We start from the raw sequence: 25582 nt of genomic DNA on the forward strand, positions 1-25582 counted from the left end.
GCTGCGGGCGAGGAGCGGGCTCAGTCCTCGACGACGCGGGCGGCGATGTCGGTGCGGTACTGGCCGCCGTCCAGCCCGATCTTCGCCAGGGCCGAGTAGGCGCGCGACGTCGACTCGGCGAACGTCGTGCCCACGGCGACGACGTTCAGCACACGCCCGCCGGTGGCGACCACCCCCTCGTCGCTTCGGCCCGTGGCCGCGTGCGCGAGGTGGACCCCCTCGACGGCGGCTGCAGCATCCAACCCTGTCAGCAGTCGGCCGGTGATCGGGGCCGACGGATATCCCTCGCTGGCCAGCACCACGCTCACCGCAGTGGCCTCGGCGAACGCGGGCCGCGAGAAGTCCTCGAGATGGCCGGATGCCGCAGCCAGCAGCAGCTCGCTGAGCGGATCGACCAGCCGCGGCAGCACGACCTGCGTCTCGGGGTCGCCGAAGCGTGCGTTGAATTCGATGACCTTGACGCCCTGCGGGGTGAGCACGAGCCCGGCGTACAGCAGGCCGATGAACGGTGTGCCCTCGGCGTCGAGCTGATGGATCACCGGCTCGGCGATGGTCGTGGTGACCAGGTCGACGAACGCGTCTTCTCCGCCGAACTGCTCGAGCAGCCACGGCAGCGGAGAGTAGGCGCCCATGCCGCCGGTGTTCGGCCCCTCGTCGCCGTCGCGCAGACGCTTGTAGTCCTGCGCGGGACTGAGCGGCAGCACGTGGTCGCCGTCCGACAGGAAGAACAGCGACACTTCGGGCCCGCCCAGGTACTCCTCGACCAGCACGGGCGCCGGCCCCAGGTACTGCGCGGCGTGCGCCAGGGCCGCCTCGCGGTCGTCGGTGACGATGACGCCCTTGCCGGCGGCCAGGCCGTCGGCCTTGACCACGTGCGGGGCGCCCAGCTCGTCGAGGGCAGCGGCGACCTCGTCCACGGTGTGCGCACGCACGGCGCGACCGGTCGGCACACCCGCGGCATCCATGATCCGCTTCGCGAACGTCTTGGAGCCCTCGAGCTGGGCCGCAGCCCTGCCGGGGCCGAAGACCGGGATGCCGCGCTCGCGCAATGCGTCGGCGACGCCGGCGACGAGGGGAGCCTCAGGGCCGATCACGACCAGGTCGATGTGCTGCCCGTTGGCGTATTCGGTGACGGCAGCGGGATCGTCCGCGTCGAGCGCGACCACCACGGCGTCCTGTGCGATGCCCGCGTTGCCGGGGGCCGCGAAGATCTCGTGTTCGGTGCGCTCCGAGCGCAGCGCGAGGATGATGGCGTGCTCGCGCGCGCCCGAGCCGAGGACCAGGATTCTCACCCGGCCAGCCTAGCGGCGGGCACGCTCGAGCGAACCAGCCCGCGGCGTGCGGATGCGGGGTAGCGTATGCCCATGGCCCGCAAGATCTCTACGGAGGACGGAAGAGTCGCGCTCGCCGGCGTAAAGAGTGGGGACCCCGAGCGCACGGACCTCGCCACCGCCGTCCGCTACCTGCTGCAGCTGCTGGTCGAGAAGGCTCCCGGGCACACCGTCGAGGTGCGGGTGCCGCCGTTCGGCGCCGTGCAGGTGATCGAAGGGCCGCGCCACACGCGCGGCACGCCGCCGAACGTGGTCGAGACCGACCCCATGACGTGGATCTCGCTCGCGCTGGGCCAGCAGCAGTGGCAGGATGCCGAGGCCTCCGGCCGCATCCTCGCGTCGGGAGTACGCGCCGACATCTCCGATCTGCTGCCCCTGCGGCCCTGACGCACACGGTTGCGGCATCGGGCGGACGCGGCGACCGTCCAGGCTCCCGCCAGCGCGTGCAGTGAGACAATAGAGGCATGACCGACAAGGCCGACGAGCCCCAGACCGCGCACGGCGCAGCCACACCCGTCCCGGTCGAACTCGTAGAAGAGAGCGTCGAGACCGTGACGTTGCGCCGCGCGCCCAAGATGCTGGTGTTCCTGCTGCTGGGAACGGCGATCGGCGTCGTGGTCGCCCTGATCCTCACGTACGCATTCGGAGTCGTCGACATCTCGGGCAACGAGCCGTCCACCGTCAGTCAGGTCACGTACACGAAGAGCCAGATCTTCGGCTTCCTGGTGCTGGTGTGCGGTGTCGCAGGTCTCGCGCTCGGCGGCATCGTCGCGCTGATCCTCGAGCGCACCGTCGGCCGGCGCACCCGGCAGGTGCAGGTCGATCGCGAATCCGTCACCTCCGCGGACTGAGTCCGCGCGGCCTGAGCCTCACGCGAGCTCGGCGATGATCGGATGGATCGCGGCGTCGAACGCCACGACATCCTGACGCAGTCCGTCGGTCACGGCGACCGTCAGCGCCCCGATCCACCACACGCCGCGCTGCGTCAGCGGCAGCACCTGCACGTTCAGCTCGAACGAGTGCGCACGGCGGCCCACCTGCCGTTCATGCTCGGCGATCGCGCTCGCATACGCCCGATACGACGTGCCCGGCTTGGCTGCGGCATCCTTCGAATACCGCGCGTGCATGCTCTGCGACAGGGCCATCGCTTCGGTCTCGAAGGGGGCGATCGCGTGCCGCAACTCGCCGAACCCGCGAACCGGCAGGGCAATCAGCCGAGCGAACCCGTCGACGAGTTCGAGCGGCACCTTCGACGGGTGGGCCTGCGGCTCGACGGTGAGGTCCCAGTAGGCGCTCCACTGCTCTTCGAGGGCATCCTGCAGGTCGCGTGAGCGGTCGCTGGTGCGGGGCGGGATGCCGCGCAGCGACGGAAGCTCGGCAGGGGAGCGGATGCCCAGGAGCTGCCGCAGGCACAGGGCGAGCAGCACGGGCTGGCCCGCGTCTTCGCGGATCGTCCACTCGGGACTGCCGGCTGCTCCCATCCCGCCATTGTAGGGCGGGGCATCCTGCTCGGACCCGGAGATCCTGGCCGAGAATCGTGCCGCGCTTACACCCGTGCGCGACGGCGCACCCGCCGAGTGTTCATCACACTCAGCGTCACGCACGCGACGATGATGAGAAGGGATGCCGCGATCAGGCCGGTGGCGGTGAGCACGACCGAGAGCGGCACCAGCAGCCACGGCAGCACGGCGCCGGCGGGTCCCCACGCGATGACGTCGCGCCACGCGGCGCCGTAGCGCAGAGACTCGGCGATGCTGGCCAGGAAGAACAGGCAGATGCCCACCGCGATGCACACCGCGGCGGCGATCGGCAGCCGGCCGGCGGCGTCGGCGACCGCGGTGCCGACGCCCGCGGCCAACAGCACGATCCCGGCGATCAGCAGCACCGGCAGATACATCACGGTGTCGCGCAGCGCGCCGACGCTGCCGCGGTCCCGCAGTCGGCGCAGACCCGCCTCCACACCGACGGTCGCGAGCGTGAAGAACATCCACGCGAGCACGATGACGGCCATCAGGCCCAGGAGTGCGGCCAACGCGGGAGCGGGCGCCCAGTGCGCCGACAGCTCCGAGATGATCGACAGCACCGATTCGCCGAAGACGATCACCACGAGAAGGCTCACCCTCTCGATGAGGTGGTCGATGTCGACGGCGCGACCCACCCATGCCGATCCCCGGCCAAGGTTCACCAGCAGTGCGACCTCGAGGGCGGTCGCTGCCGCCCACAGGACGTACCGCCACGGTCCCGGAGCCCAGACCGACGCCGTCCACAGCGCCGCCGGCACGAAGCAGTACAGCCACGGGCGCCACCAGGCGGCGCCCGTCACTCGGCGCTTGACCAGCCACGGATACATCCACACCAGTCGGATCACCGCGTTGCCGAGCGCGAACGCCCCCGCGCGCTCCGTGAAAGCCTCGGGCACGGCGGCGGCGATGAACCCGATCGCGATCATCACGAACCCGACGGCGACCCAGATCGTGGGGGTGATGCGCGCGCCGAACAGGTTCATCGTGACGCTGGCGTTGATCCAGGCCCACCAGCCGAGCGCCAGCAGCACCGCGAATGCAAGGCCGTCGGCCGGCGTCGGGCTGCCGTGCATGGTGTGCGCGACCTGGCTGATGTAGGCGACCATCACCAGGTCGAACAGCAGCTCGAGCCAATGCACGCGGCGGCCGGCCGCCGGTTGCTCGTGGGGACTCACGCGCTCAGCCTAGACACCGCCATGCCGCCGCGCAGGGGATGTTCTCGCTCGTACGTCTGCGGCCGCAGCCCGGGGCTGGCGCACAGACACCGGCCGCTAGGCTGTACGCGTGGTCGCATCGCCCCCCGCCAACCCCTATGCACATGCCGGAGTCGACACTGCCGCGGGTGATCTCGCGGTCGAGTTGATGAAGTCGGCCGTCCGCCGCACGCACGGGTCCGAGGTCCTCGGCGGGGTCGGCGGTTTCGCGGGGCTGTTCGACGCGTCGGCCCTGCTCGGCCACACACGGCCGCTGCTGGTCACGAGCACCGATGGAGTGGGGACGAAGGTCGCCATCGCGCAGGCGCTCGACAAGCACGACACCATCGGGCAGGACCTCGTCGGCATGGTCGTCGACGACATCGTCGTGGTGGGAGCCAAGCCCCTGTTCATGACCGACTACATCGCGTGCGGCAAGGTCGTGCCCGAGCGCATCGCCGACATCGTCGCCGGCATTGCCCGCGGATGCGAGGCGACCGGCACGGCTCTCGTGGGCGGCGAGACCGCCGAGCACCCCGGTCTTCTCGGCCTGAACGACTACGACGTGGCCGGGGCGGCGACCGGTGTCGTCGAGGCCGACCGCGTGCTGGGCGCCGACCGGGTGCGTCCGGGCGACGTCGTGCTGGCCCTCGCCTCGTCGGGCCTGCACTCCAACGGCTTCTCGCTCGTGCGCCACATCGTCACCGGCGCCGGCATCTCGTACGGGGCGCAGTCCGCCGACCTGGGCACCTCATGGGGCGAAGCGCTGCTGGAGCCCACGCGCCTGTACACGACACCGCTGTTGGCGCTGATCGACGCGGTGGGCGACGGCATCCACTCTCTCAGTCATGTCACCGGCGGCGGCATCGCGGCGAACCTCGCGCGGGTCCTGCCGCCGGGCACCTGGGCCGAACTGGACCGATCGACGTGGTCGCCGCCACCGGTGTTCCGGGTGCTGGCCGACCTCGGGGGCCTGAACCTCGTCGACACCGAGGGCACGTGGAATCTCGGCGTCGGGTTCCTTGCGGTCGTGGATGCGGCGAGTGCGCAGGATGCGGCATCCCACCTGAATGCGGCGGGGATCGACGCGTGGCAGGTCGGCGTGGTCGCCGATGGCGCGCGACCGGCCGGCGAGTTCATCGAAGGCGCGAAGGGCGTCGACGGCGGAGCCGTGCGCCTGGTCGGCGCGTACCGAGACAGCGCAAGCGAAGACAGCGCGAGAAAAGACGGAGCGAAGTAACACCACATGTGCGGCATCGTCGGCATGGTCGGGCGCGGCCCGGTCAATCAGGACATCTACGACTCTCTGCTGCTGCTGCAGCACCGCGGCCAGGACTCGACCGGCATCGCCACCGCCGAGCCGAACGGCACGTTCCACCAGCACAAGGGTCAGGGGATGGTGCGCGAGGCGTTCCGCACGCGCGACATGCGCACCCTGCTGGGCAACATCGGCCTCGGGCACGTGCGCTATGCGACCCGCGGCGTGGCCACGAACGAAGAAGAGGCGCAGCCGTTCTATGTCAATGCGCCGTACGGCATCGTCCTGGTGCACAACGGCAACCTCACCAACACGCGTGAGCTCACCGACGAGCTGTTCCACAGGGACCGTCGGCACCTGAACACCTCCAGCGACACCGAGCTGCTCGTGAACGTTCTGGCCAATGCGCTGCAGTCCTCGATCTCTGGCCTCGAGCTGGGCCCCGACGAGCTGTTCGACGCCGTCACCCGTGTGCACGAGCGCGTCGAGGGGTCGTACGCGGCGATCGCGCTGATCGCCGGCTACGGTCTGCTCGCGTTCCGCGACCCGTTCGGCATCCGCCCGCTGATCATCGGCACGCGCAAGGCCGCCGACGGCACGTACGAGTGGATCGTCTCGAGCGAATCGCTCGTGATGGAGAACGCCGGCTTCGAGGTCGTGCGAGACGTCGCGCCCGGTGAGGCGGTGTTCGTCGACCTCGCAGGCCGGCTGCACACGCGCCAGTGCGCGTCCAACCCGCAGCTGTTCCCGTGCTCGTTCGAGTATGTGTACCTCGCCCGTCCTGACTCGGTCATGAACGGCATCGCCGTGTACGAGTCGCGCCTGCGCATGGGCGAGCGCCTGGCCGACACGATCGCCAAGCATGTGCCGATGGAGGAGATCGACGTCGTCATGCCGATCCCCGAGTCGTCGCGGCCCGCCGCGATGGAGGTGGCTCGAAAGCTGGGCGTCGAGTACCGCGAGGGCTTCTACAAGAACCGCTACATCGGCCGCACGTTCATCATGCCGGGGCAGGCGGTGCGCAAGAAGAGCGTGCGCCAGAAGCTGAACGCGATGTCCAGCGAGTTCAAGGGCAAGAACGTGCTGCTGATCGACGACTCGATCGTGCGCGGAACCACGAGCAAGCAGATCATCCAGATGGCGCGGGATGCCGGGGCCACCTCGGTCACGTTCGCGTCGGCCGCGCCGCCTGTGCGCTACCCGCACGTGTACGGCATCAACATGCCCTCGCGTGAGGAACTGGTCGCGCACGGCCGGACGATCCCCGAGATCGCGGTGGAGCTCGGCTGCGACCACCTCGTCTACCAGGAGATCGACGACCTCAAGGCCGCGATCCTGGAAGGCTCCGAGATCGATGACCTCGACATGAGCTGCTTCGACGGCCGGTATGTCACGGGAACCGTGTCGGACGAATACCTGGCGTGGGTCGAAGGCACACAGCAGTCCTGAACCACGACCGCTTGCCGCGCTCCTCGCGCGACGACCGGGCAGCGGACGGACTATGCCTTCAGATGCTGGTACGAGTCGGTGGTCTCGTCGTCGTCTGTGCTGTCGTCGTCATCGTCGGCGGCGTAGTCGTCCGCCCACTTGTCGACGTATTCTTCGCCAGCACCCTCGTGATGTCCGAGCTCGCGCTCCAGCGCCGCGTAGTTCACGTTGTACGTGTCGTACTTGAGCTCACGGGCGATCTTGGTGTGCTTCGCCTTCTGACGGCCACGCCCCATGCGAGACCCCCTTATGGTCCAAGTCGCGGGCGGTGCCTGCCCGACGCGTTCATAAATCCGGTCGCAAGCCGGTAAGAGTAGCATTCAGGATATCACGCGGGGCGATGGCCGATCTGGTTTCGGGGCATGCCTCACGCGGTCCTGCATGAAAGGTGAAGCGTATATGTCCGACGCGGCATCCGATGCCACGCCCGAAACAGTTCCCACCGGAGCGGTGATCGTGGGGGTCGTGCCGGGCGAGCCTGCACGCGTGGTGCGCGAAGCGGCCCGATTCGCCAAGGCGTTCCAGGTGCAGCTGCTGGTGGTCACCGTCGATGTGACACGGTTCGTGGCCTACGAAGATCCGGACGGCTTCGTGCAGACGGCATCGGTCGATCTGAACACGGCAGGGCGTGAGCACGAGGTCGCGCGCATCACCGAAGAGACCACGACCGCACTCGAGGGCTGCGGCGTGCAGTGGACGTTGCGTCCGCTCGTGGGCGACCCGGCGCTGGCGATCAAGAAGCTCGCCGACGACGTGAAGGCCCGCATGATCGTCGTCGGCACGCGCAAGCGCGGGCTCGGTGAGTCGATTCGCGAGTTCTTCACCGGGTCGGTGGCGGTGCGGCTCGCGCACCGCCAGAGCCGCCCGGTGCTCGTGGTGCCGATCGGCGACATCGTCGAGGATGACGAAGACCTGCCCTGGTGAGACATCCTGACGTTCGCCCGCCTGTCGCGTCCGATCAGCTGTCCGTCACGCGCAGTGCGCGGGTGAGGTCGCGCGAGGCTGCGTCGAGTGCGCGCGTCAGGTCGTCGACGAGGGATGCCGGCAGTGCGCCGCCGCGCGCCACATGGGTGTGCAGATCCGCCCGCAGCTGCCCGCGGAACGCGTTGACCGCCGCGTCGGCCCGCTGCAGCTGCTGCCGGCTGCGCACGCGCGGATCGTCGGAGCGGTCGCGCGGGGGAGCGGACGCGCGCTCGTCGTGTGCGGCGGAGGCGAGATCGGCCCGCAGGCTCTTCATCGCCTCGCGCACACTGCCGCGCACCTCGTCGGCGATCAGTCGCACCGAGTCGGCCAGCCCCTCTTCGATGCCCTCGAGGTCGGCAGAGCGCGCGGCCACTTCGGCCCGCCCCGCGTCGCTGATCGCATAGACGGTCTTGCGCCCGTCGACGGTCTTGGTCACCAGGCCCTCCTCTTCGAGCTTGGCAAGGCGCGGATAGATCGTGCCGGCGCTGGGAGTGTAGGTGCCCCCGGTGCGGTCCGACAGTGCCTGGATCAGGTCGTAGCCGTGCCGCGGCTGCTCGTCGAGCAGGCTCAGCAGGTACAGACGCAGGTCGCCGTGCGAGAAGACGGGCGTCATCACCACTCCTGTTCGTCGTACTCGGTGGACGCCGAGGCGTCAGAGGTGGAGGCGGGTCGGCGCAGCACCGTGAGATCGCCCGAGACCGAGTTCGTGCGCACGTCGGCGAAGCTGCCCGAGAGCTCACCGACGGAGCCGGAGTAGCTGGTGGGGCCGCTGCCGGAGCGCACGACGCCGTCGATCTGCACGCGACCGCTGACGCTGCGGGCGACGAAGTTGGCCGGGAGGCCTTCGTCCAGGCGCACGGTGGCGTCGCCGCTGACGGTGTTCAGCGAGATCTGGTGCACCGGCCCGGTCGAATCGACCAGCATGCCGCCCGAGACCGTGTCGATGGTGGCCTTGGTGACAGCCCCGGCGGCTGCGACATCCCCCGACACGCTGTTGGCGCCGAGAGTGCCGGTCAGCGCCCGCATCTGCACGTCGCCCGAGACGGCGTTCACCACGATGTCGCCGGTGAGGCCGTCGGCGATGATGTCGCCTGAGACGGTGTTCAGCCGTGCGTCGCTGCGGATGCCCGAGACCAGCGCGCTGGCGCTGACCACGCCGAGGTTCAGGGCGACGTCGCGGGGGACGGCGACGCTGATCTCGGCTTTGGGGCCGCCCGCGCCGAAGTTGCGGAAGACTTCGAGGAAGTTGTCCCACCGCAGCTGCGGGTGGTCGATTTCGACGACGTCGCCGGTCACCTCGATGCGCAGGTCTTTCACGGTCACGCCGTGCACTTCGATGCGGGCGCCCGGTTCGTCGTGTGCGACCACGTCGACCTGACCGCCGACGAGGCCGATCTTGAGTTTGCGGACCGTCTCGATGTCGATCACGCGCGTCTGCCCCGGCTGGATGAGCCATTTCTCAAGGGTCATGGGATGCTCCTGGATCAGTGTGAGGATCGCGATATATCGCGTTCAGCGACTATAACACGATATATCGCGTTCATGCCACCCCCTGCCCTGTCGAAATCATGTGATCTTGACGCGGACACATGAGCCTGACGCGAATCCGGTGTGCGCCCGATGAAGTCATATGATTTCGGCGCAAGAGGGTTCGCGGCGGACGGCTGCGCGACCCGGATGGAAAGACCGGAGACGCCATGACCGACCCTGCCCGCATGCACGATCTGAGCCCGGAGACGACGGCGATCGTCGACGACGTGCTCGACTACGCCCGCCGCCGCGAGCTCTATCACGACGTGCCGCTGGACAAGCCGCTCACGCAGCGCGAGCTCGTGCGGCTCGCCTCAGGCACGATCACCGAAGAGGGCATCGGCGCACGTCGGGCCGCCGGCCTGTTCGAGAACGTGCTGGCGCCGGCCTGCCTGTCGACCGATCACCCTGGGTACCTGTCGTTCATCCCGTCGGCGCCGAGCAAGGCGGCCACCGCGTTCGATGTGATCGTCTCGGCTTCCTCGGTCTACGGCGGCTCGTGGCAGGAGGGCGCCGGCGTCGTCTACGCCGAGAATGAGGTGCTGCGGTGGCTGGCCGCCGAGTTCGGCCTGCCCGCGGGATCGGGCGGCGTGTTCGTGCAAGGCGGAACGATCGGCAATCTCTCCGCGCTGGTCGCCGCCCGCGACGCCGCACGGCGCCGCCGTCGTGCCCAAGGGCGGGATGACCCGGCGCGCTGGGTCGTGGTGTGCAGCTCCGAGGCGCACTCGTCGATCGCGGCCGCGGCATCCGTCATGGACATCGACGTGGCCACCGCCGAGCCCGATGCCGATGGCCGCCTGCACGGCGACGCCGTGGCTGCGGTGCTCGACGCCTACGGCGACGCCGTCATGGCGGTGGTGGCCACCGGCGGCACCACGAACTTCGGCATCGTGGACGACATCGACACCATCGCCGACGTCGCTGCCGACCGCGCAGTGTGGCTGCACGTCGACGGGGCGTACGGTCTGGCCGCCATGCTCGTGCCGCGCATGCGCTCGGCGTTCCTCGGTGTCGAGCGCGCCGATTCGCTCATCGTCGATCCGCACAAGTGGCTGTTCGCGCCGTATGACGCGTGCGCGCTGATCTATCGCGATCCCGCCGGCGCGCGGCTCGCGCACACGCAGCACGCGGAATACCTCGACCCGCTCACCGATGGCGCCGACTGGAACCCCTCGGACCTCGCCATTCAGCTCACCCGCCGGGCGCGCGGCATCCCTCTCTGGTTCTCGCTGGCCACGCACGGCGCCGGGCAGTACCGCGCGGCGATCGAGTACGGCATCGATCTGGCGCGCCGGATCGCCGATGAGATCGAGGCGCGCCCCGGGTTGTCGCTGGTGCGCGATCCGCAGCTGTCGGTGGTTGTGTTCCGGCGCGAGGGGTGGGATGCCGCGACCTACCGCGCCTGGTCCGACAAGCTGCTCGACGACCAGATCGGGTTCGTCGTGCCCAGCTCGCACAACGGTCAGCCGGTGCTGCGGTTCGCGATCATCAGCCCGCTGACGACCTACGAGAAGCTCATCGAGATCCTCGACACCCTCGCCTGATCGGGCTGCGGGTCCGGCATCGAGCCGCACGAACGAGCGCGCTTGACATTGACGCAGCGTCAACCTCTACCGTGGAACGCGGAAGGAGGGCGACATGGACCTGTCGATCCACGAGGTCGCGACGCTCACGGGCACGACGAGCCGCACGCTGCGTCATTACGACGAGATCGGGCTGCTCGCGCCGACGCGCATCGCTCGCAACGGCTACCGGCACTACGACCGGACGGCGCTCGTGCGGCTGCAGCGGATTCTGCTGCTGCGCGAGCTCGGACTCGGGCTGCCGCAGATCGCCGACGTGCTCGCACGCGAGACCGGTGAGGTCGCGGCGCTGACGACGCATCTCGACCTGCTGCGGCAGGAGCGTGCGCGCATCGACCGTCAGATCACCGCCGTGTCCTCGACGATCCACGCATTGGAAGGAGGTGATAATCCCATGGCAGAGAAGATGTTCGACGGCTTCGACCACACGCAGTACAAGGACGAGGTCATCGACCGCTGGGGCGCCGACGCCTATGTGCGCGGCGACGCGTGGTGGCGCGGCATGTCCGCGGCCGAGAAGGCCGAGTGGCGGCAGCGGGTCGCGCAGCTGAACGACCAGTGGAAGGATGCCGCGTCCCGCCGCATCGCTCCCGACAGCGCGCAGGCTCAAGCGCTGGCCGAGCGACACGTGCACTGGCTGACGGGTGTCCCCGGCATCCCGACCGACCTGAAGGCGTATGTGACCGGCCTCGGCGACATGTATGTCGCCGATCCGCGTTTCACCGAGAACTACGGCGGCACCACGGGTGCCGAGTTCGTCCGTGACGCACTGCGGGTGTACGCGGCGACCCGGCTGTGATCCGCGGCCCGAGCGCCCACCCGTCCGGCATAGGCTGGCCGGGTGGGTGACCCGGTCGAATTCTTGCGTGGATGCGCGCTGGGCACGCGCGTGACCGTCCGCCGCAGCATCGACGGCGGCTGGTCGGACGCCCTGGGATATCTGCGCGAGCTGACCGACACGGCCTGCGTCATCGAGACGCGCCGACGGGGACTGGTGACGGTGCCGTTGGATGCCGTGACCAACGCGATCCGCGTTCCCGAGCCGCCGCCGCGCCGTCGATAGCAGGCGCAGGCGCCGCCACCCCTGCAGCGCCGTCAGAGGCGGCCGGTGTCTTCGATGAAACGCGGGCGGCCGGCGAGCACGCCGAACGCGGCGATCCCGATCGAGATGATCAGCAGCATCGTCAACGGCACTTCCCACGATCCGGTCGCGTCGTGCAGCACGCCGACCAGGATCGGGCCGAACGCGGCGAGCAGGTAACCCACCGACTGGGCCATGCCCGACAGTGACGCCGCGTGCTCGTGGTTGTGTGTGCGCAGCCCGAACAGCGACAGCGCAATGGTGATCTGGGAGCCACCGGCCAGGCCGAGGAACAGGATCCACACGATCCCCCAGGCCGGCAGAAGCAGCTGCCCGGCCGCCGCGACGGTGACCAAGGCAGCCGCGATCACCGTCAGTCCGCTCTGCGAGTGCAGGCGGTGCAGCAGCGCCGCGCCGACGAGGCTGCCGACGATGCCCATGGTCTGAAAGATGAACTGGTGCCAGCCGGCGGCCAGCGGTGACACGCCACTGCTGCGCTCGATGGCCGGCCACCACGTGATCACCGTGTAGTAGATCGTGGACTGCAATCCGAGATAGATCGTCACCCACCAGGCCAGACGGTTGCGCCACATGCTCCCGAGGCGTGGGATCGGAGGATCGACCACCGCGTCTGCCGCGGCATCCTGCCGTCCCTCCATCACGGTGTGTCGCCGCCGCAGCTGTGGCAGGAACACCGCGAAGCCGATCAGCGCCAGGGCCGCCCAGACTCCGATCGACAGTCGCCAGCCGGCGGCGGTCATCCCCGCGATCGGCACGGCAAGGCCCGCGGCGACGGCGGCCACGCCGCTTTGCAGCGCGGAGTAGATGCCGGTCATCGCACCCACCCGATGCGGGTACTCGCGCTTGACCAGTGCGGGGATCAGCACGTTGAGAATCGCGATCGCAGCACCCAGGCCCACGGTGCCGACCCAGATCGCGCCGGGCACCGGCAGAGAACGCAGAATGATGGCGCCGGCGAGCACGAGCAGGGATCCGCCCAGCGCCCACTCCAGCCCGACGCGGCGGGCAAGCGCCGGGGCGAACGGTGAGAAGACGGCGAAGCCGATCACGGGCAGGGCGATGAGGAAGGATGCCGCGGCCGACCCGAATCCGAGATCCGCGCGGATCTCGCCCAGCACGGGGCCCGCCGATGTGATGGACGCGCGCAGGTTCGCCGCCAGCAGCAGGATGCCGGCGAGCATGAGACCCGCACGGGCCGTGCGGTCCGCTCGGGCGGACGGCAACGGGGAGGCGGGCATTGCCTCAGCGTATTCCCGCGTTCGGCACACCGTCCACTTGGCCGACACACAGCGTGGTACGCGCCAGGGCAATGCTCACACAGACATGGAATACTGTGCGCGGGCGCGCAGGGCGCCGGCCGCAGGCCGTGGAGTGCTGGTCGTCGCCTCGCTCGTGCCGTCTGTCTCGTGCCGCGCTCCCGCGCCGCCGTTCGCCCGTCCGAAGGTCATCCGTGTCGAAGCTCGCCGTCCTCAGCCTGCGCAACCGTGCGCTCATCGCTCTGATCACGATCGTCGCTGCGGTCTTCGGTGGCCTCGCGCTGGTGAACCTCAAGCAGGAGCTGATCCCGTCGATCGAGTTCCCGCAGCTGGTCGTCGTCTCCAGCTACCCCGGTGCGTCGCCCGATGTGGTTGCGGGCGACGTGTCCACCCCGATCGAGCAGGCCATCCAGGGCGTGCCCGGACTCGAGCAGACCAGCGCCACCAGCACCACGAACTCTTCCGTCGTGCAGGCGCAGTTCACGTACGGCACGAACCTGGCCACCGCCGAGCAGAAGATCGACGTCGCGATCGCGCGCATCAAGCAGAGCCTGCCGTCGGGCGTCGATCCGAATGTGATCTCGGCATCCATCGACGACTTCCCCGTGATCCAGCTGGCGGTGACCGGCTACGACGACGAGGCGACGACCCAGCAGCGGCTGCAGTCGACGATCGTGCCCGAGATCCAGGATCTGGCCGGGGTGAACGCCGCGCAGATCGTGGGCGGCCGCTCACAGCGCGTCACGATCACCCCTGACGCCGACAAGCTCGCCGCGGCCGGTTTCACGACGCAGGCGATCAAAGACGCACTCGGGCAGAACGGGATGCTGTTCCCCGGCGGTGACATCACCCAGGGGGACCGGACGCTGACGGTGCAGACCGGGTCCAAGCTCACCTCTGTGGACCAGGTCGGCAAGCTGCCGCTGGTGCGCAGCGTGACGCCGGCGGGCGCCGGACAGTCGGACGCCCGACAGCCGGGCGCGGGTCAGACCGGCGCCGGCGCGGCGGGCGCCGCTCCGACCGGCACCACGACGATCGCCGACGTCGCCAAGGTCGTGCTCGAACAGGCCCCGGTCACCACGATCTCTCGCGTGAACGGCGAACAGGCCCTCACCCTGGCGATCACGAAGCTCCCGTCGGCCAACACGGTCGATGTCTCCAAGGCCGTGCGCGACGCCCTGCCCGACCTCGAGCACAAGCTCGCCGGCGGAACCTTCACCGTCGTGTTCGATCAGGCGCCCTACATCCAGCAGTCGATCGACTCGCTCGCGCAAGAGGGTCTGCTGGGCCTGCTGTTCGCGGTGATCATCATCCTGATCTTCTTGATGTCGGTGCGCTCCACCCTCGTCACGGCGATCTCGATCCCCACGAGCGTGCTGATCACGTTCATCGGCATCCAGGCGTTCGGCTACTCGCTGAACATCCTGACCCTGGGCGCGCTGACGATCGCCATCGGGCGCGTGGTCGACGACTCCATCGTGGTGATCGAGAACATCAAGCGACATTACGTCGTCGGCGCCGACAAGCTCACGGCGATCACGCGCGCGGTGCGCGAGGTCGCCACCGCCGTGTCGGCCTCGACGATCACGACGGTCGCGGTGTTCTTGCCGGTCGCCTTCGTCGGCGACATGACCGGTGAGCTGTTCCGCCCGTTCGCGCTGACCGTGACCATCGCGATGGCCGCGTCGCTGTTCGTGGCGCTGACGATCGTGCCGGTGCTGGCCTACTGGTTCCTCAAGCCGGGCAAGGCGCTGGTGGATGCCGCGGGCAACACCGTCGATCCGGAGTCGCCCGAGGCCCCGCCCTCGCGCCTGCAGAAGTCGTATCTGCCGATTCTGCGCTGGACGCTCAAGCACTCCTGGGTGACGGTCGTGCTGGCCGTGCTGGTGATGGGCGGCACCGTCGCCCTCGCACCGCACATGAAGACGAACTTCCTCGGCGACTCGGGGCAGAACACGTTCACGATGACGCAGGACCTCGGGCCTGCGGCATCCCTGCACAGCGAAGACGCCGCGGCGAAGAAGGTCGAGGCGGCGATCACGGGCATCTCGGGCATCGACACCGTGCAGGTGTCGATCGGCTCGTCCGGTTCGGCGCTGCGCGATGCGTTCTCGGGCGGCGGCAGCGGAGTGACCTACTCGGTGACCACCGACCCCGACGCCGACCAGCAGAAGGTGCAGAGCGATGTCGAGACGGCCGTCGCGGGCCTGCACGACGTGGGCACCGTCACGATCGCCGCGGCCGGCGGCGGCTTCGGCTCGTCTGATGTCGAGATCGACGTCACCGCCCCTGACGGCACGACCCTCCAGACCGCGACCGACGCGGTCGTGCACGCGGTGGCGGGCAAGGACGGCATCGGGCAGGTCACCACGAACCTCGCGGCGTCGCTGCCGTACATCGCCGTCGCGGTCGACCGCGACAAGGCGGCGGCGCTGGGCCTGAGCGAAGTGGCCGTGGGCGGCCTCGTGTCCCAGACCATGCAGCCACAGTCGATCGGCGCGGTCGAGATCGACGACAGCAACGTCACGGTGTATCTGGCGGCGTCGTCGACTCCCGGCTCGATCGACGACCTGAAGGCGATGACGGTGCCCACCGTCACCGGACCCGTGCGGTTGGATGCCGTGGCCACCGTCGCCGAGACGACGGGGCCGACCTCGATCACGACGCAGCGCGGCGTGCGCACCTCGACGGTGACCGTCATGCCGTCCACCGACAATCTGGCGGCGGCGTCTTCGACGATCACAGACGCGCTGAAGACCGCCGATCTGCCCGAGGCGGCCACTGCATCGATCGGCGGCGTGCTCTCTCAGCAGGGCACGGCGTTCTCGCAGCTGGGCCTGGCGATGCTGGCGGCGATCCTGATCGTCTACATCGTCATGGTCGCGACGTTCAAGTCGCTGCGACAGCCATTGCTGCTGCTGATCTCGGTGCCGTTCGCCGCCACCGGGGCGATCCTGCTGCAGCTGGCCACCGGGGTGCCGCTGGGGGTCGCATCCCTGATCGGCGTGCTCATGCTCATCGGCATCGTCGTGACCAACGCCATCGTGCTCGTCGACTTGGTGAACCAGTATCGCGTCAAGGGCCTGTCGGCCCACGACGCGGTGCTCGCGGGAGGTTCGAGGCGCTTGCGTCCGATCCTCATGACGGCACTGGCGACCATCTTCGCGTTGACGCCGATGGCGCTGGGCATCACCGGCCACGGAGGTTTCATCTCGCAGCCGCTGGCGATCGTGGTCATCGGCGGGTTGATCTCGTCGACGGTGCTGACGCTGCTCGTGCTGCCCACGCTGTACAACCTGGTCGAGGGCGCGCGCGAGCGCAGGACCGCCCATCGTGTCGCGCGGGCCGCGTCGTCGAACGCGTCGGCCGTGGACGACGAGGCTGACGACGCCGTCGCGAACGGCGTGCGCGACGAGCCGGTCGTGGTCTCGCGCCCCGCCGGCATTGAGCCGCGCCGGCCTGAGCCGACTGTCGCGGGCGCGAACCTGTCGAGCGCGAAACCCCCATCGACGGCGGGGAAGGATTCGAGCGCGAACATGTCGAGCGCGGAACCCCCATCGGCGGGGAAGGATTCGAGCGCGCCATCGTTCCTGGGCGGTGCCACTGCGGCGGCGCCGGTGCAGCAGGAACGCCGTCCGCGCCATCTCCGCGACGACGACTGAGTCCGCGGAACGTGGACACTCGACGTCGGGTGAGTCGGCGTCGGGGCCGGCTCCCTCTCGACGGCGCCGTGCAGTCGTGCCGCGTACACGCTCATCCAGCCGAAGATCAGGATGAAGCCGATCATCTCGAGTGCGGCGAGCGTGATGAGGCCGCACAGGAAGATGACGATGCAGGTCACCAGCACGACGGCGACGCCGAGGGTCAGCTGCAGTATCCTTCGCGAGTACTGACGGCGTCGCAGTCCGACTGTCAGCAGCATGCCCAGGAACGAGAGCATGATGCCCGACGCCGCGCGATCGTGGAGGAACTCGTTGGTGTTCACGGGGATCAGGCCCACCAGGCTCAGATGCAGCCCCGCCGAGGCAACCAGCACCCAGAAGGCGCGCGTGTGCTTGTGTCCGCGCCGGGTCTGCAGGGTGTGGATGTCGCGGCGCAGGCTTCGGGCCAGGGCGACGATGATCAATCCGGTGACGATCACCGTCAGGTTGAAGGCGTCGCCCGAGAAGCCGCGGTTGGTGCCGAGCTCGCTGAAGTGCATGTGCCACCAGCCGGCGTCGGGTGTGGTCGCTATCGACATGCCGGTGCCCACGGTCAGCACGATGATCGTGACCGTGGCGAGCACGGGAGCCTTCGGCAGTCTGACTGCATTGAGCAGCGCGGCTGCCGCGGCGATCGGGTCCACCCCTGTGGCGGACGGAGTCGGTGCGATCGATGTCATCGAAATCCCCAGCGTCGTCAAGGCATCCGACGCCACAGATCCCCAGTCGTCCGTGGCGCAGGACGCCGGATACGGCCTTCCCCATCCCCAGCGTGACGGCATACGTCCACTCGATCGTATCCGGCATTGGCGTTTCGACGGTATGCGGTGGGGGATTTCCCAGACCCAGACGGTATCCTAGAGGGTCGGCTCTGGACGCTGCCGCTCGACGGTAGAGGGAAATTGTGACGTCCTGGGGGCCGATGGTGAGCGCCGATCGGCGCACATGACCATCACATGAATGGCCCCGGCCGACGGTGCTCCGGGATGCTCGAGCTGCGCTCGAGCGCTGTTCTCGTGCGAGAACCCAGAAGGACACACCCATGCCCAAGAACAAGAAGCCGGCAGGCGGCCGACCGTCGCGCAACTTCGATCCCCGGTACGGCAGCAAGCCCGCGCGGCGCCCAGGCGAATCGTCGTTCGGCAAGGCCGGCAGCAAGAGCCCCGGACATCGCGGCTATCGCGCGGCCGAACAGGATGGCGCGCAGCCCAAGCGCCGCTGGAGCGCGCAGGAGAAGGCCGGGCGCGACGCGGCGCGCGGCATTCGCGGCGACCGTCGCGGTTTCGAGGGCGGCAGCGCCCGTCGAGACGACGGTGCGTCATCGCGCGGGGAGCGCGCGCCGTACCGCGGCGGCCGTCCGTCGTACCGCGGCGAACGCCCGTCCTACCAGGACGACCGTCCGCGTCGGGATGACCGCCCTTCGTACCGCGATGATCGGTCGGAGCGCGGCGGCCGCCCGTCGTATCGGGACGACCGCCCACGCCGGGACGCGCGTCCCTCGTATCGCGATGACCGTCCGCGACGGGATGATCGCCCCGCACACCGCGGTGAGCGCACCTTCGATCGCAACGACCGTCCCGCCCACCGCGATGACCGTCCGCGGCGCGATGACCGCCCGTCGTACGGTGCCGACCGCTCGCCGCGCGAAGGGCATGGCGCGTCACGGTTCCACGGCACCTCGTCGCACTCGACCCGTGACCGTTCGTTCCCCGTCGACCGTGACCGCCGCGCTCCGCGTGACGAGCACCGCACGCATGAGCACCGCACGCACGAGCACCGCACGCACGAGCAGCGCACGCACGAGCACCGTACGCACGAGCAGCACCAGCACGACGAGCACATCGACGTCGTCCACGAGCGGCTGCGTGCCGAGACGGTGCAGGCCGACGCCGGGGCAACGGCATCCTTCATCGACCTGGGCCTGGGACAGAACATCGTGAACACCCTCGCCGACCTCGGCGCGGAGCACCCGTTCCCGATCCAGGCGGCCACGCTCGGCCCGATCTTGGACGGCAAGCACGTGCTGGCTCGCGGACGCACCGGTTCGGGCAAGACCATCGCCTTCGGCGCTCCGCTGGTCGAGTCGCTGCTGCGCGGCAAGGCCGGCACGAAGCGCGAGTTCGGGCGGTTGCCGCAGGCGATCATCCTCGCCCCGACCCGCGAGCTCGCGCTGCAGATCGACCGCACCGTGCAGCCGATCGCCCGCAGCGTCGGCCTGTTCACGACGCAGATCTACGGCGGCGTGCCGCAGGCCCGCCAGGTCGGAGCCCTCAAGAAGGGCGTCGACATCGTGATCGGCACCCCGGGCCGCATCGAGGACCTCATCGACCAGGGCAAGCTCGACCTGTCGGACATCCGCATTACGGTCCTCGACGAGGCCGACCACATGTCGGAGCTCGGGTTTCTCGAGCCGATGCAGCGGATCCTGCGGCAGATGCCGGCATCCGCGCAGAAGCTGATGTTCTCGGCGACGCTTGATCGCGAGGTCGCCACCTTGGTCGACGAGTTCCTGACCGACCCGGTGGTGTTCGAGGTTGCCGGTGAAGACCAGCAGTCCAGCACGATCGACCACCGCGTGCTCGTGATCGACCACCGTGACAAGGCCGAGATCCTGCTGTCGCTGGTCGAACGCGAGGGCAAGACCCTGGTCTTCTCGCGCACCCGTGCCTATGCCGAGATGCTCGCCGAGCAGTTCGACGAGGCCGGCGTCCGTGCGGTCGCGCTGCACGGCGACCTGAACCAGGCCAAGCGCAGCCGCAACCTGCAGCGCTTGACCGACGGCAAGGTGAACGTGCTGGTGGCGACGGATGTCGCGGCCCGCGGCATCCACGTCGACGACATCGGGCTGGTCATCCAGGCCGACGCGCCCGACGAGTACAAGACCTATCTGCACCGCGCCGGCCGCACCGGCCGCGCAGGTCACCAGGGCACGGTCGTGACGCTGATCCCGCGTCAGCGCCGTCGGCGCATGACCGAGATGCTCGAGCGCGCCGAGATCGAGGCGCCGTTCGAGGAGGTCCGCCCCGGCGACGACCTGCTCGAGGAGCTGACCGGCCGCCAGGTCGACCCCGTCGCCTGACCCGGTCGCGGCCTTGCGCCGCGGTGCGGGGACGGTGCGGTGCGGGGTGGTGCGGGGCGCGGGGATCTGTCAGGATGGGCGAAGCGTTCGTAAGGACGCTATGCATAATCGGCTGACAAGATCACCCGCCGGACGGGCACCCGAGGTCGGCTGGTGCGCCCCGCAATCGAAGGAGGTTGTGGCATGACCCCCCGCGTGTCCGCACTCATCTCGACCCTCACCGGTGCGATCCTCACCGGCCTCATGCTGGCGGGGCCCGCCACCGCCGCACCGACACCGACACCGACACTGACGCCGGCGCCGGCTGCGGCATCCGTCGGCGAAAGCGCCCCGACCACGACCCTGAACGGCTATCGCACCGTCGGATACTACGGCGGCTGGCAGGCTGCGGGTGACGCCCACGCGACGTTGAAGCGTCTGTTCGTCGACAAGGGAGCCGCTGCGAACATCACGCATCTGAACTACGCGTTCGGCAACATCTCGGGTTCTCAGGCCTCGCTCGATGCCGCACGCGCCCGGGGCGTGCAGGGCCTGGACGGCGTGAAGCCTGGCAGGTGCTTCATCTCGGATGCCGCGGCCCCGGCCGCCGGCGAGACCGACGCCGCCGGCGACGCGGGCAGCGACTTCGTGCGCGTCTACTCGGCCGCCGACTCGGTGCTGGGCGTCGCCGATCAGAAGAACGCCAAGAAGCAGGCGCTCGCCGGCAACTTCAACCAGCTGCGTGAGCTCAAGCGGCTGTACCCCGACCTGAAGATCGCGATCTCACTGGGCGGGTGGTCGTGGTCGAAGTCGTTCTCGACGGCGGTCGCCACCGCCAAGGGCCGTGCGGCTCTGGCCTCCAGCTGCATCGACGTGTACATCAAGGGCAACCTTCCGGTGATCGACGGCCGCGGCGGCAAAGGAGCGGCGGCGGGCGTCTTCGACGGCTTCGACCTCGACTGGGAGTGGCCGGGTGCGCCCGACTGGGCGCAGGAGGTCGGCAACAGGACCGACCCCGATCACGACAAGGCGAACTTCCTCGCCTTCGTCAAAGAGCTGCGCACCCAGCTCGACGCCCTGACCGCGCAGAACGGCCACGACTATCAGATCTCGGCGTTTCTGCCCGCCAGTCCGACGGTGATCACCGCGGGCGGCTGGGACGCGCCCGAACTGTTCCGCTACATCGACTATGGCAATCTGCAGGGATACGACCTCTGGGGCGCGTGGTCGGCTCAGACCGGGCACCAGGCGAACATCCACGGCGATCCGCAGCACAACTGGGGCCTCGGCCTCGACACGATCGTCGCCTCGTACCGCGCTGCTGGTGTCGACCCTGCGCAGCTGAATCTTGGTGTGCCCGCCTACGGACAGGGGTGGAAGGACGCCCAGAACACGCCGTGGACGGGTGCCACCGGCATCGGCCAGCAGACCTGGGACCAGCTCAAGGCCCGCGATCTGAAGATCACGCACGAGTACACCGACACGAATGCGTTCAACGCGACGTGGGGCTATGACGCGAAGGCGAAGGAGTTCTGGTCGTTCGACGATCCGTTCGCGGTCGCTGAGAAGACCAGCTGGGCCGTCGAGCAGGGTCTGGGCGGCATGGACTTCTGGGAGCTCAGCGGCGACGTCGACGGCAACCTCTCGTCGGCTGCTGCGACGGTCATCCGCGACGCCGGTCACGGGCCGATCGCCGGCAATCCGGCGCTGCTGTGCCAGGACACTCCGACCGTCGCCTCCACCGCGTGGAACGGGCAGACCACGTACACGAAGGGCGATCGTGCCTACCTCGACGGCCGTGTCTACGAGGCTCTCTGGTTCGCGAAGGGCGCACCGCCCGACGGATCGGCCACAGGTGCGTGGCAGACGCTGACCGCCTGCGGGGTCGCCCCCACGACGGTGCAGCCGTGGATGGCCGACCGGGTGTACGACACCGGTGACCAGGCGACCTACCAGGGCCGCACCTACACGGCGAAGTGGTGGACCCGCGGCGACGTCCCCGGCGAGACGAAGAACAGCCCCTGGCGCTGAGTCGTCGCTGGCCGATCGCTCAGAACAGGCGGTCGGTGCCGGATGCCGCGGCCGTGCGCCCGCCCGACGTCGACGCCGCGCGCCCGCGCGAGGTCGTCACGACACGGCCGGCCGGGTTCGCGGCGGTCGATCGGCGCGGAGCGTCGTCTTCGTCGTGTCCGTTGAGGCGATGCGCGCGCAGCAGCGGCCTCATCCGCGCGGTCAGCCACGCCCGATATGCCTTGGGTGCAGTGACCGACGCGCCCGGGTACAGGCCGCGATACGCCGGCACCAGTTCGGGATGCTCGCGCTCGAGCCACTGCAGAAACCACGCCTTCGCGCCCGGGCGCAGGTGCAGCGCGCCGAACACCACGCGCACCGCGCCCGCGGCGCGGATGCGGTCGAGGGCTTCGTGCAGCATCGGCGCTGAATCGGTCAGGTGCGGCAGGATCGGCATGAGGAAGACGGTGACGCGAAAGCCGGCGTCGGCTGCCGCACGCACCGTCGCCAGGCGTGCGGCCGTGGTCGGTGTTCCGGGTTCGACGGATTGCTGCAGACTCTCGTCGTACATGGCGATCGACATCGCGAGCGAGACGTGCACGTGCGACGCCGCATCCACCAGCTGCGGCAGGTCGCGGCGCAGCAGCGTGCCCTTCGTGAGGATCGAGAACGGTGTGCGCGAGTCGGTGAGCGCGTCGATGATGCCGGGCAGGAGCCGGTATCTGCCCTCGGCGCGCTGATACGGGTCGGTGTTCGTGCCCAGCATGACCGGGTCGTGCTGCCAGTTCGGGCGTGCCAGCTCGCGGCGCAGCACGTCGGCGACGTTGACCTTGACGACGACCTGCGAGTCGAAGTCGTGCCCGGAATCGAGGTCGAGGTATTCGTGCGTGGCCCGTGCGAAGCAGTAGACGCAGGCGTGGGAGCAGCCCCGGTAGGGGTTGACGGTCCAGTCGAACGGCATCGCCGAGGCGCCCGGAACATGGTTCAGCGCACTCTTTGCCATCACCTCGTGGAACGTGATGCCGGCGAATTCGGGGGTCGTCACCGAGCGGACGAGGCCGTGGATGCGTTCGAGACCCGGCAGGGCTGCGGCATCCTCACTTCCGAGTTCTTGTCCTTGCCACCGCATCCCCCCAGGGGAACACAGATTCGATCAAGAAGCAAGTCTTCGATCGAAACTCCTTCGGGTTCGATCCACGCTCGCGAATCTGGGGGCGCGCGAAGGCGCCCGACGAGGCAGAATGGGCCAGGTGACGGTTCCCGACCCGCACGCTTCTGCCGCGCGCGCACCGCTGACCCGCCGCGCGCTGCGTGAGGCGCGCGAGGGTGAGCACGGCGTCTCCGCGACCGCTGCGGCCATCACCGCTGCCGGCACCGGAACCGACAGCGCCGCCGCGACCATCGCCCCCGATGTCGGCGGAACCGGCGAGCGCGTCCCCGCGACGACCGTCCCACTGCCGACGCTGACCGCCGACATGGCGCGGCCTGCCGACGTGCACCGGCCCGCCGATGCCGCCGCGCCGCATCCGCCGATCTTCAAGGCCCCGCCCCCGCCGCTGCCGCCCGCACCGCTCGTTCCGCTGTTGAGCGACGAATCGGCGCCGCGCCACGCCCGCAAGGCCAAGCCGCTCGCGCGCCTCGCGCTGGTGGCCGCGTCGCTCGTGCTGGCGGTGGCGACCACCAGCGGCGCACTCGCGGTGCTCAATCCCGCCTCGGACCAGCACACCGACCAGCACGCGACCGGGTCGGCCGACATCACAGCGTCCACGCTGGGCGCGAATGCGCCGGATGACGCGTCTTCGCGCACGTCCTCGACATCCACCGCCGACGTTCCGACGCAGATCCCCACACCTCCCCCGGCACCGGTGACGGCGGCGGTCGATCTGTGCGACAAGCCCGCATTCACCGCGGCGCTGACCGCCCACGACGACGCTGCGGCGATCGCGGCAGCGGGCGGTGGTGCCGACTTCCGCCAGGCGGTGGTGGGCGGGCAGGCGCCCTGTGTGCCCATGGACGACCCCACCCGGCTGTGGATCGTGGTCGACAAGCAGCGTCCGCTGCAGCCCCTGCAGTACGCACCCACACCGCGCGCGGTGCCCGACGGTGTGCGCAGCCTGGATGGAGCAGGCCTGCGGACGGATGCGGCAGCCGCACTGACGCGGATGGTCGCCGCCGCGCGCACGGCCGGGGCGGGGCAGATCGCGATGAACAGCGGGTATCGCTCGTACAAGACGCAGCACGGCAACTACTACCGTCAGGTGGAGGTGCGGGGGACGAAGGACGCCGACCTTGTCAGCGCCCGGCCCGGCTTCAGCGAGCATCAGACGGGCCTTGCCACGGACGTCGTCGCGTGCGATCCCCACTGCGGCACGCTCGATCAGCTGGCGGCCACCGCGCAGGGCCGCTGGATCGTCGCGCACGCGTGGCAGTACGGCTGGATCGTCCGCTACGAGCAGGGCCAGACGCCCGAGACCGGATATCTGCCCGAGCCGTGGCATCTGCGTTACATCGGCGTAGACCTCGCCGAGGCGTATCACGACGGAGGGTTCCACTCGCTCGAGCAGTTCATGGGACTGCCCGCCGCACCCGGCTATTGAGGCGGCACTGCCTGAGCTGTTGAGACGGCGGCGCGTGTCGCAGTGTTTCGGCGCGGGCCGTCGTGGGCCGATGTGTCGCTTAAGTTGAACGGGTACACCGCTCGTCGGTGACTTTCCCCACTGTGAAGGACCGAACACATGACCCTGCGCGCCCGCTTGCTTGCCACGATCTCCGTCGCCGCCGTGGCACTGTCCATGACAGCGTGCAGCGGCGGGGCGAATGCCGACACCACCGCGAAGGACAACCCGTACGGGCTCGTGCAGCCGGGCGTGCTGCGTGCCGGCACCCTCAGTGACGCACCGCCGAACGTCTATCTGAAGGACGGCAAGTTCACCGGCTTCGACAACGACCTGCTCACCGCCGTCGCGGCCAAGCTCGATCTGAAGGTGCAATTCGTCGGCACCGAGTTCAGCTCGCTGCTCGCTCAGGTCAAGACGAAGAAGTTCGACGTGGGCTCGTCGTCGATCACCATCACCGACGCCCGCAAGAAGACGGTCGACTTCACCGACAAGTACGACTTCGGCTATCTCGGCCTCGAGGTGCCCGCAGGGTCGTCGATCACGTCGTTCGATCAGCTCAAGGGCAAGCGCGTCGCTGTCGTGCAGGGCACCGTGCAAGACGACTACGCGACGCACAACGGGTTGAACCCGGTGCGGGTTCCCGATTACAACGCCGCCCTCAACCAGTTGCGCACCGGCACCGCCGACGCGTGGGTGTCTCCCGCCGAGATCGGCGAGAAGACGGCGTCCGAGTCGAACGGCAAGATCGTCGCCGTGGCGAAGGAGCTGAGCGAGAACGGCATGGCGTATGCCGTGGCCCCCGGCAACGACAAGCTCCGTGAGGCGCTGAACAAGGCGCTGGACGAGGTCATCGCCGACGGCACGTGGCAGAAGCTCGAAGACCGGTACTACCCGGGTCGTGAGATCCCTGCGGGGTTCCACCCCGGCAGCGGAAAGGCGAGCTGAAGCGGGTCCGGTCGGCTCGATCG

22 protein-coding genes and 1 pseudogene are annotated in these 25582 nt (G+C 69.3%); 14 read left to right on the plus strand and 9 right to left on the minus strand.

Annotated features, from left to right (window positions below):
- Nucleotides 1-20: 20 nt before the first annotated feature.
- The gene (purD, locus tag QU603_RS00660; RefSeq protein WP_308492573.1) at nucleotides 21-1292 is read right to left on the minus strand and encodes a phosphoribosylamine--glycine ligase; all 1272 of its coding nucleotides are present in this window, start codon (nucleotides 1290-1292) and stop codon (nucleotides 21-23) included.
- Between the two features lie 72 nt (nucleotides 1293-1364).
- Here purD and QU603_RS00665 point away from each other — a divergent pair, with 72 nt between their 5' ends.
- Together QU603_RS00665 and QU603_RS00670 are read left to right on the plus strand one after the other, a co-directional pair.
- On the plus strand, nucleotides 1365-1718 hold the full coding sequence (locus QU603_RS00665; protein ID WP_308492574.1) for a sterol carrier family protein: 354 nt from the start codon (nucleotides 1365-1367) through the stop codon (nucleotides 1716-1718).
- Between the two features lie 77 nt (nucleotides 1719-1795).
- Nucleotides 1796-2182 carry a potassium transporter Trk gene (locus tag QU603_RS00670; protein WP_308492575.1) on the plus strand — a complete coding sequence of 129 codons (387 nt, stop codon included), beginning with the start codon at nucleotides 1796-1798 and terminating at the stop codon, nucleotides 2180-2182.
- Nucleotides 2183-2200: 18 nt separating this feature from the next.
- Here QU603_RS00670 and QU603_RS00675 read toward each other — a convergent pair whose 3' ends face one another.
- Entirely contained in the window at nucleotides 2201-2812 is a 612-nt protein-coding gene (locus QU603_RS00675; protein WP_308492576.1) for a zinc-binding alcohol dehydrogenase, read from the minus strand.
- Nucleotides 2813-2877: 65 nt separating this feature from the next.
- Nucleotides 2878-4029 (minus strand): low temperature requirement protein A, encoded by a 1152-nt coding sequence (locus QU603_RS00680; RefSeq protein WP_308492577.1) that lies wholly within the window; start codon nucleotides 4027-4029, stop codon nucleotides 2878-2880.
- 109 nt (nucleotides 4030-4138) lie between these two features.
- On the opposite strand from QU603_RS00680, the gene purM reads away from it, so the two are divergent.
- Together purM and purF are read left to right on the plus strand one after the other, a co-directional pair.
- Complete coding sequence (purM, locus tag QU603_RS00685) at nucleotides 4139-5287, plus strand: phosphoribosylformylglycinamidine cyclo-ligase (RefSeq protein ID WP_308492578.1); 1149 nt, start codon at nucleotides 4139-4141, stop codon at nucleotides 5285-5287.
- A gap of 6 nt (nucleotides 5288-5293) precedes the next feature.
- The gene (gene purF, locus QU603_RS00690; RefSeq protein WP_308492579.1) at nucleotides 5294-6754 is read left to right on the plus strand and encodes an amidophosphoribosyltransferase; all 1461 of its coding nucleotides are present in this window, start codon (nucleotides 5294-5296) and stop codon (nucleotides 6752-6754) included.
- A 50-nt stretch (nucleotides 6755-6804) separates the two neighbouring features.
- On the opposite strand, the gene QU603_RS00695 is transcribed toward purF, so the two are convergent.
- Nucleotides 6805-7029, minus strand: coding sequence for a DUF3073 domain-containing protein (locus tag QU603_RS00695; protein ID WP_308492580.1), 225 nt, complete (start codon nucleotides 7027-7029; stop codon nucleotides 6805-6807).
- A 163-nt stretch (nucleotides 7030-7192) separates the two neighbouring features.
- Here QU603_RS00695 and QU603_RS00700 point away from each other — a divergent pair, with 163 nt between their 5' ends.
- Entirely contained in the window at nucleotides 7193-7717 is a 525-nt protein-coding gene (locus QU603_RS00700; RefSeq protein ID WP_308492582.1) for a universal stress protein, read from the plus strand.
- 34 nt (nucleotides 7718-7751) lie between these two features.
- On the opposite strand, the gene QU603_RS00705 is transcribed toward QU603_RS00700, so the two are convergent.
- Both QU603_RS00705 and QU603_RS00710 read right to left on the minus strand, forming a co-directional pair.
- The gene (locus tag QU603_RS00705) at nucleotides 7752-8369 is read right to left on the minus strand and encodes a PadR family transcriptional regulator (RefSeq protein ID WP_308492583.1); all 618 of its coding nucleotides are present in this window, start codon (nucleotides 8367-8369) and stop codon (nucleotides 7752-7754) included.
- On the minus strand, nucleotides 8369-9226 hold the full coding sequence (locus tag QU603_RS00710; RefSeq protein WP_308492584.1) for a DUF4097 family beta strand repeat-containing protein: 858 nt from the start codon (nucleotides 9224-9226) through the stop codon (nucleotides 8369-8371). The genes QU603_RS00705 and QU603_RS00710 overlap by 1 nt, the downstream gene beginning before the upstream one ends.
- Before the next feature lie 227 nt (nucleotides 9227-9453).
- Between QU603_RS00710 and QU603_RS00715 the strand changes: the two genes are divergently transcribed.
- From QU603_RS00715 to QU603_RS00725, 3 genes are all read left to right on the plus strand, one after another.
- On the plus strand, nucleotides 9454-10830 hold the full coding sequence (locus QU603_RS00715; RefSeq protein ID WP_308492585.1) for a pyridoxal phosphate-dependent decarboxylase family protein: 1377 nt from the start codon (nucleotides 9454-9456) through the stop codon (nucleotides 10828-10830).
- A 94-nt stretch (nucleotides 10831-10924) separates the two neighbouring features.
- Nucleotides 10925-11668, plus strand: a complete 744-nt coding sequence (locus QU603_RS00720; protein WP_308492586.1) for a MerR family transcriptional regulator — start codon at nucleotides 10925-10927, stop codon at nucleotides 11666-11668.
- A gap of 42 nt (nucleotides 11669-11710) precedes the next feature.
- Nucleotides 11711-11932 carry a hypothetical protein gene (locus QU603_RS00725; RefSeq protein WP_308492587.1) on the plus strand — a complete coding sequence of 74 codons (222 nt, stop codon included), beginning with the start codon at nucleotides 11711-11713 and terminating at the stop codon, nucleotides 11930-11932.
- A gap of 32 nt (nucleotides 11933-11964) precedes the next feature.
- Here the strand turns inward: QU603_RS00725 and QU603_RS00730 are convergent, their stop codons facing one another.
- A complete protein-coding gene (locus tag QU603_RS00730; protein ID WP_308492588.1) occupies nucleotides 11965-13209 on the minus strand; it encodes a CynX/NimT family MFS transporter in 1245 nt (414 codons plus the stop codon).
- Between the two features lie 212 nt (nucleotides 13210-13421).
- On the opposite strand from QU603_RS00730, the gene QU603_RS00735 reads away from it, so the two are divergent.
- Nucleotides 13422-16889 (plus strand): efflux RND transporter permease subunit, encoded by a 3468-nt coding sequence (locus QU603_RS00735; RefSeq protein ID WP_308492589.1) that lies wholly within the window; start codon nucleotides 13422-13424, stop codon nucleotides 16887-16889.
- Nucleotides 16890-17026: 137 nt separating this feature from the next.
- Here QU603_RS00735 and QU603_RS16405 read toward each other — a convergent pair.
- A pseudogene (locus QU603_RS16405) lies at nucleotides 17027-17467 on the minus strand (DUF998 domain-containing protein); the annotation flags it as partial.
- Between QU603_RS16405 and QU603_RS00740 the strand changes: the two are divergent.
- From QU603_RS00740 to QU603_RS00750, 3 genes are all read left to right on the plus strand, one after another.
- Complete coding sequence (locus QU603_RS00740; RefSeq protein ID WP_308492590.1) at nucleotides 17358-17789, plus strand: hypothetical protein; 432 nt, start codon at nucleotides 17358-17360, stop codon at nucleotides 17787-17789. The pseudogene QU603_RS16405 and the gene QU603_RS00740 overlap by 110 nt on opposite strands.
- A gap of 181 nt (nucleotides 17790-17970) precedes the next feature.
- Nucleotides 17971-20007, plus strand: a complete 2037-nt coding sequence (locus QU603_RS00745; protein WP_308492591.1) for a DEAD/DEAH box helicase — start codon at nucleotides 17971-17973, stop codon at nucleotides 20005-20007.
- Nucleotides 20008-20190: 183 nt separating this feature from the next.
- On the plus strand, nucleotides 20191-22017 hold the full coding sequence (locus QU603_RS00750; RefSeq protein WP_308492592.1) for a glycosyl hydrolase family 18 protein: 1827 nt from the start codon (nucleotides 20191-20193) through the stop codon (nucleotides 22015-22017).
- Nucleotides 22018-22036: 19 nt separating this feature from the next.
- Here the strand turns inward: QU603_RS00750 and QU603_RS00755 are convergent, their stop codons facing one another.
- The gene (locus tag QU603_RS00755) at nucleotides 22037-23125 is read right to left on the minus strand and encodes an Rv2578c family radical SAM protein (protein WP_308492593.1); all 1089 of its coding nucleotides are present in this window, start codon (nucleotides 23123-23125) and stop codon (nucleotides 22037-22039) included.
- A 121-nt stretch (nucleotides 23126-23246) separates the two neighbouring features.
- Here QU603_RS00755 and QU603_RS00760 point away from each other — a divergent pair, with 121 nt between their 5' ends.
- Together QU603_RS00760 and QU603_RS00765 are read left to right on the plus strand one after the other, a co-directional pair.
- Nucleotides 23247-24593 carry a M15 family metallopeptidase gene (locus tag QU603_RS00760; RefSeq protein ID WP_308492594.1) on the plus strand — a complete coding sequence of 449 codons (1347 nt, stop codon included), beginning with the start codon at nucleotides 23247-23249 and terminating at the stop codon, nucleotides 24591-24593.
- Between the two features lie 138 nt (nucleotides 24594-24731).
- Nucleotides 24732-25559, plus strand: a complete 828-nt coding sequence (locus QU603_RS00765) for an ABC transporter substrate-binding protein (protein ID WP_308492595.1) — start codon at nucleotides 24732-24734, stop codon at nucleotides 25557-25559.
- The last annotated feature ends 23 nt before the right edge of the window (nucleotides 25560-25582 follow it).

The sequence above is a fragment of the Microbacterium terrisoli genome, assembly GCF_030866805.1.
Taxonomy (GTDB): Bacteria; Actinomycetota; Actinomycetes; order Actinomycetales; family Microbacteriaceae; genus Microbacterium; species Microbacterium terrisoli.

Bases quoted from the DNA above. Each gene is read 5' to 3' on its own strand.
- QU603_RS00665 (WP_308492574.1), top strand. From the start codon at position 1,365: ATGGCCCGCAAGATCTCTACGGAGGACGGAAGAGTCGCGCTCGCCGGC.
- QU603_RS00670 (WP_308492575.1), top strand. From the start codon at position 1,796: ATGACCGACAAGGCCGACGAGCCCCAGACCGCGCACGGCGCAGCCACA.
- QU603_RS00675 (WP_308492576.1), bottom strand. From the start codon at position 2,812: ATGGGAGCAGCCGGCAGTCCCGAGTGGACGATCCGCGAAGACGCGGGC.
- purF (WP_308492579.1), top strand. From the start codon at position 5,294: ATGTGCGGCATCGTCGGCATGGTCGGGCGCGGCCCGGTCAATCAGGAC.
- QU603_RS00695 (WP_308492580.1), bottom strand. From the start codon at position 7,029: ATGGGGCGTGGCCGTCAGAAGGCGAAGCACACCAAGATCGCCCGTGAG.
- QU603_RS00700 (WP_308492582.1), top strand. From the start codon at position 7,193: ATGTCCGACGCGGCATCCGATGCCACGCCCGAAACAGTTCCCACCGGA.
- QU603_RS00705 (WP_308492583.1), bottom strand. From the start codon at position 8,369: ATGACGCCCGTCTTCTCGCACGGCGACCTGCGTCTGTACCTGCTGAGC.
- QU603_RS00710 (WP_308492584.1), bottom strand. From the start codon at position 9,226: ATGACCCTTGAGAAATGGCTCATCCAGCCGGGGCAGACGCGCGTGATC.
- QU603_RS00715 (WP_308492585.1), top strand. From the start codon at position 9,454: ATGACCGACCCTGCCCGCATGCACGATCTGAGCCCGGAGACGACGGCG.
- QU603_RS00720 (WP_308492586.1), top strand. From the start codon at position 10,925: ATGGACCTGTCGATCCACGAGGTCGCGACGCTCACGGGCACGACGAGC.
- QU603_RS00730 (WP_308492588.1), bottom strand. From the start codon at position 13,209: ATGCCCGCCTCCCCGTTGCCGTCCGCCCGAGCGGACCGCACGGCCCGT.
- QU603_RS00745 (WP_308492591.1), top strand. From the start codon at position 17,971: ATGCCCAAGAACAAGAAGCCGGCAGGCGGCCGACCGTCGCGCAACTTC.
- QU603_RS00750 (WP_308492592.1), top strand. From the start codon at position 20,191: ATGACCCCCCGCGTGTCCGCACTCATCTCGACCCTCACCGGTGCGATC.
- QU603_RS00755 (WP_308492593.1), bottom strand. From the start codon at position 23,125: ATGCGGTGGCAAGGACAAGAACTCGGAAGTGAGGATGCCGCAGCCCTG.
- QU603_RS00765 (WP_308492595.1), top strand. From the start codon at position 24,732: ATGACCCTGCGCGCCCGCTTGCTTGCCACGATCTCCGTCGCCGCCGTG.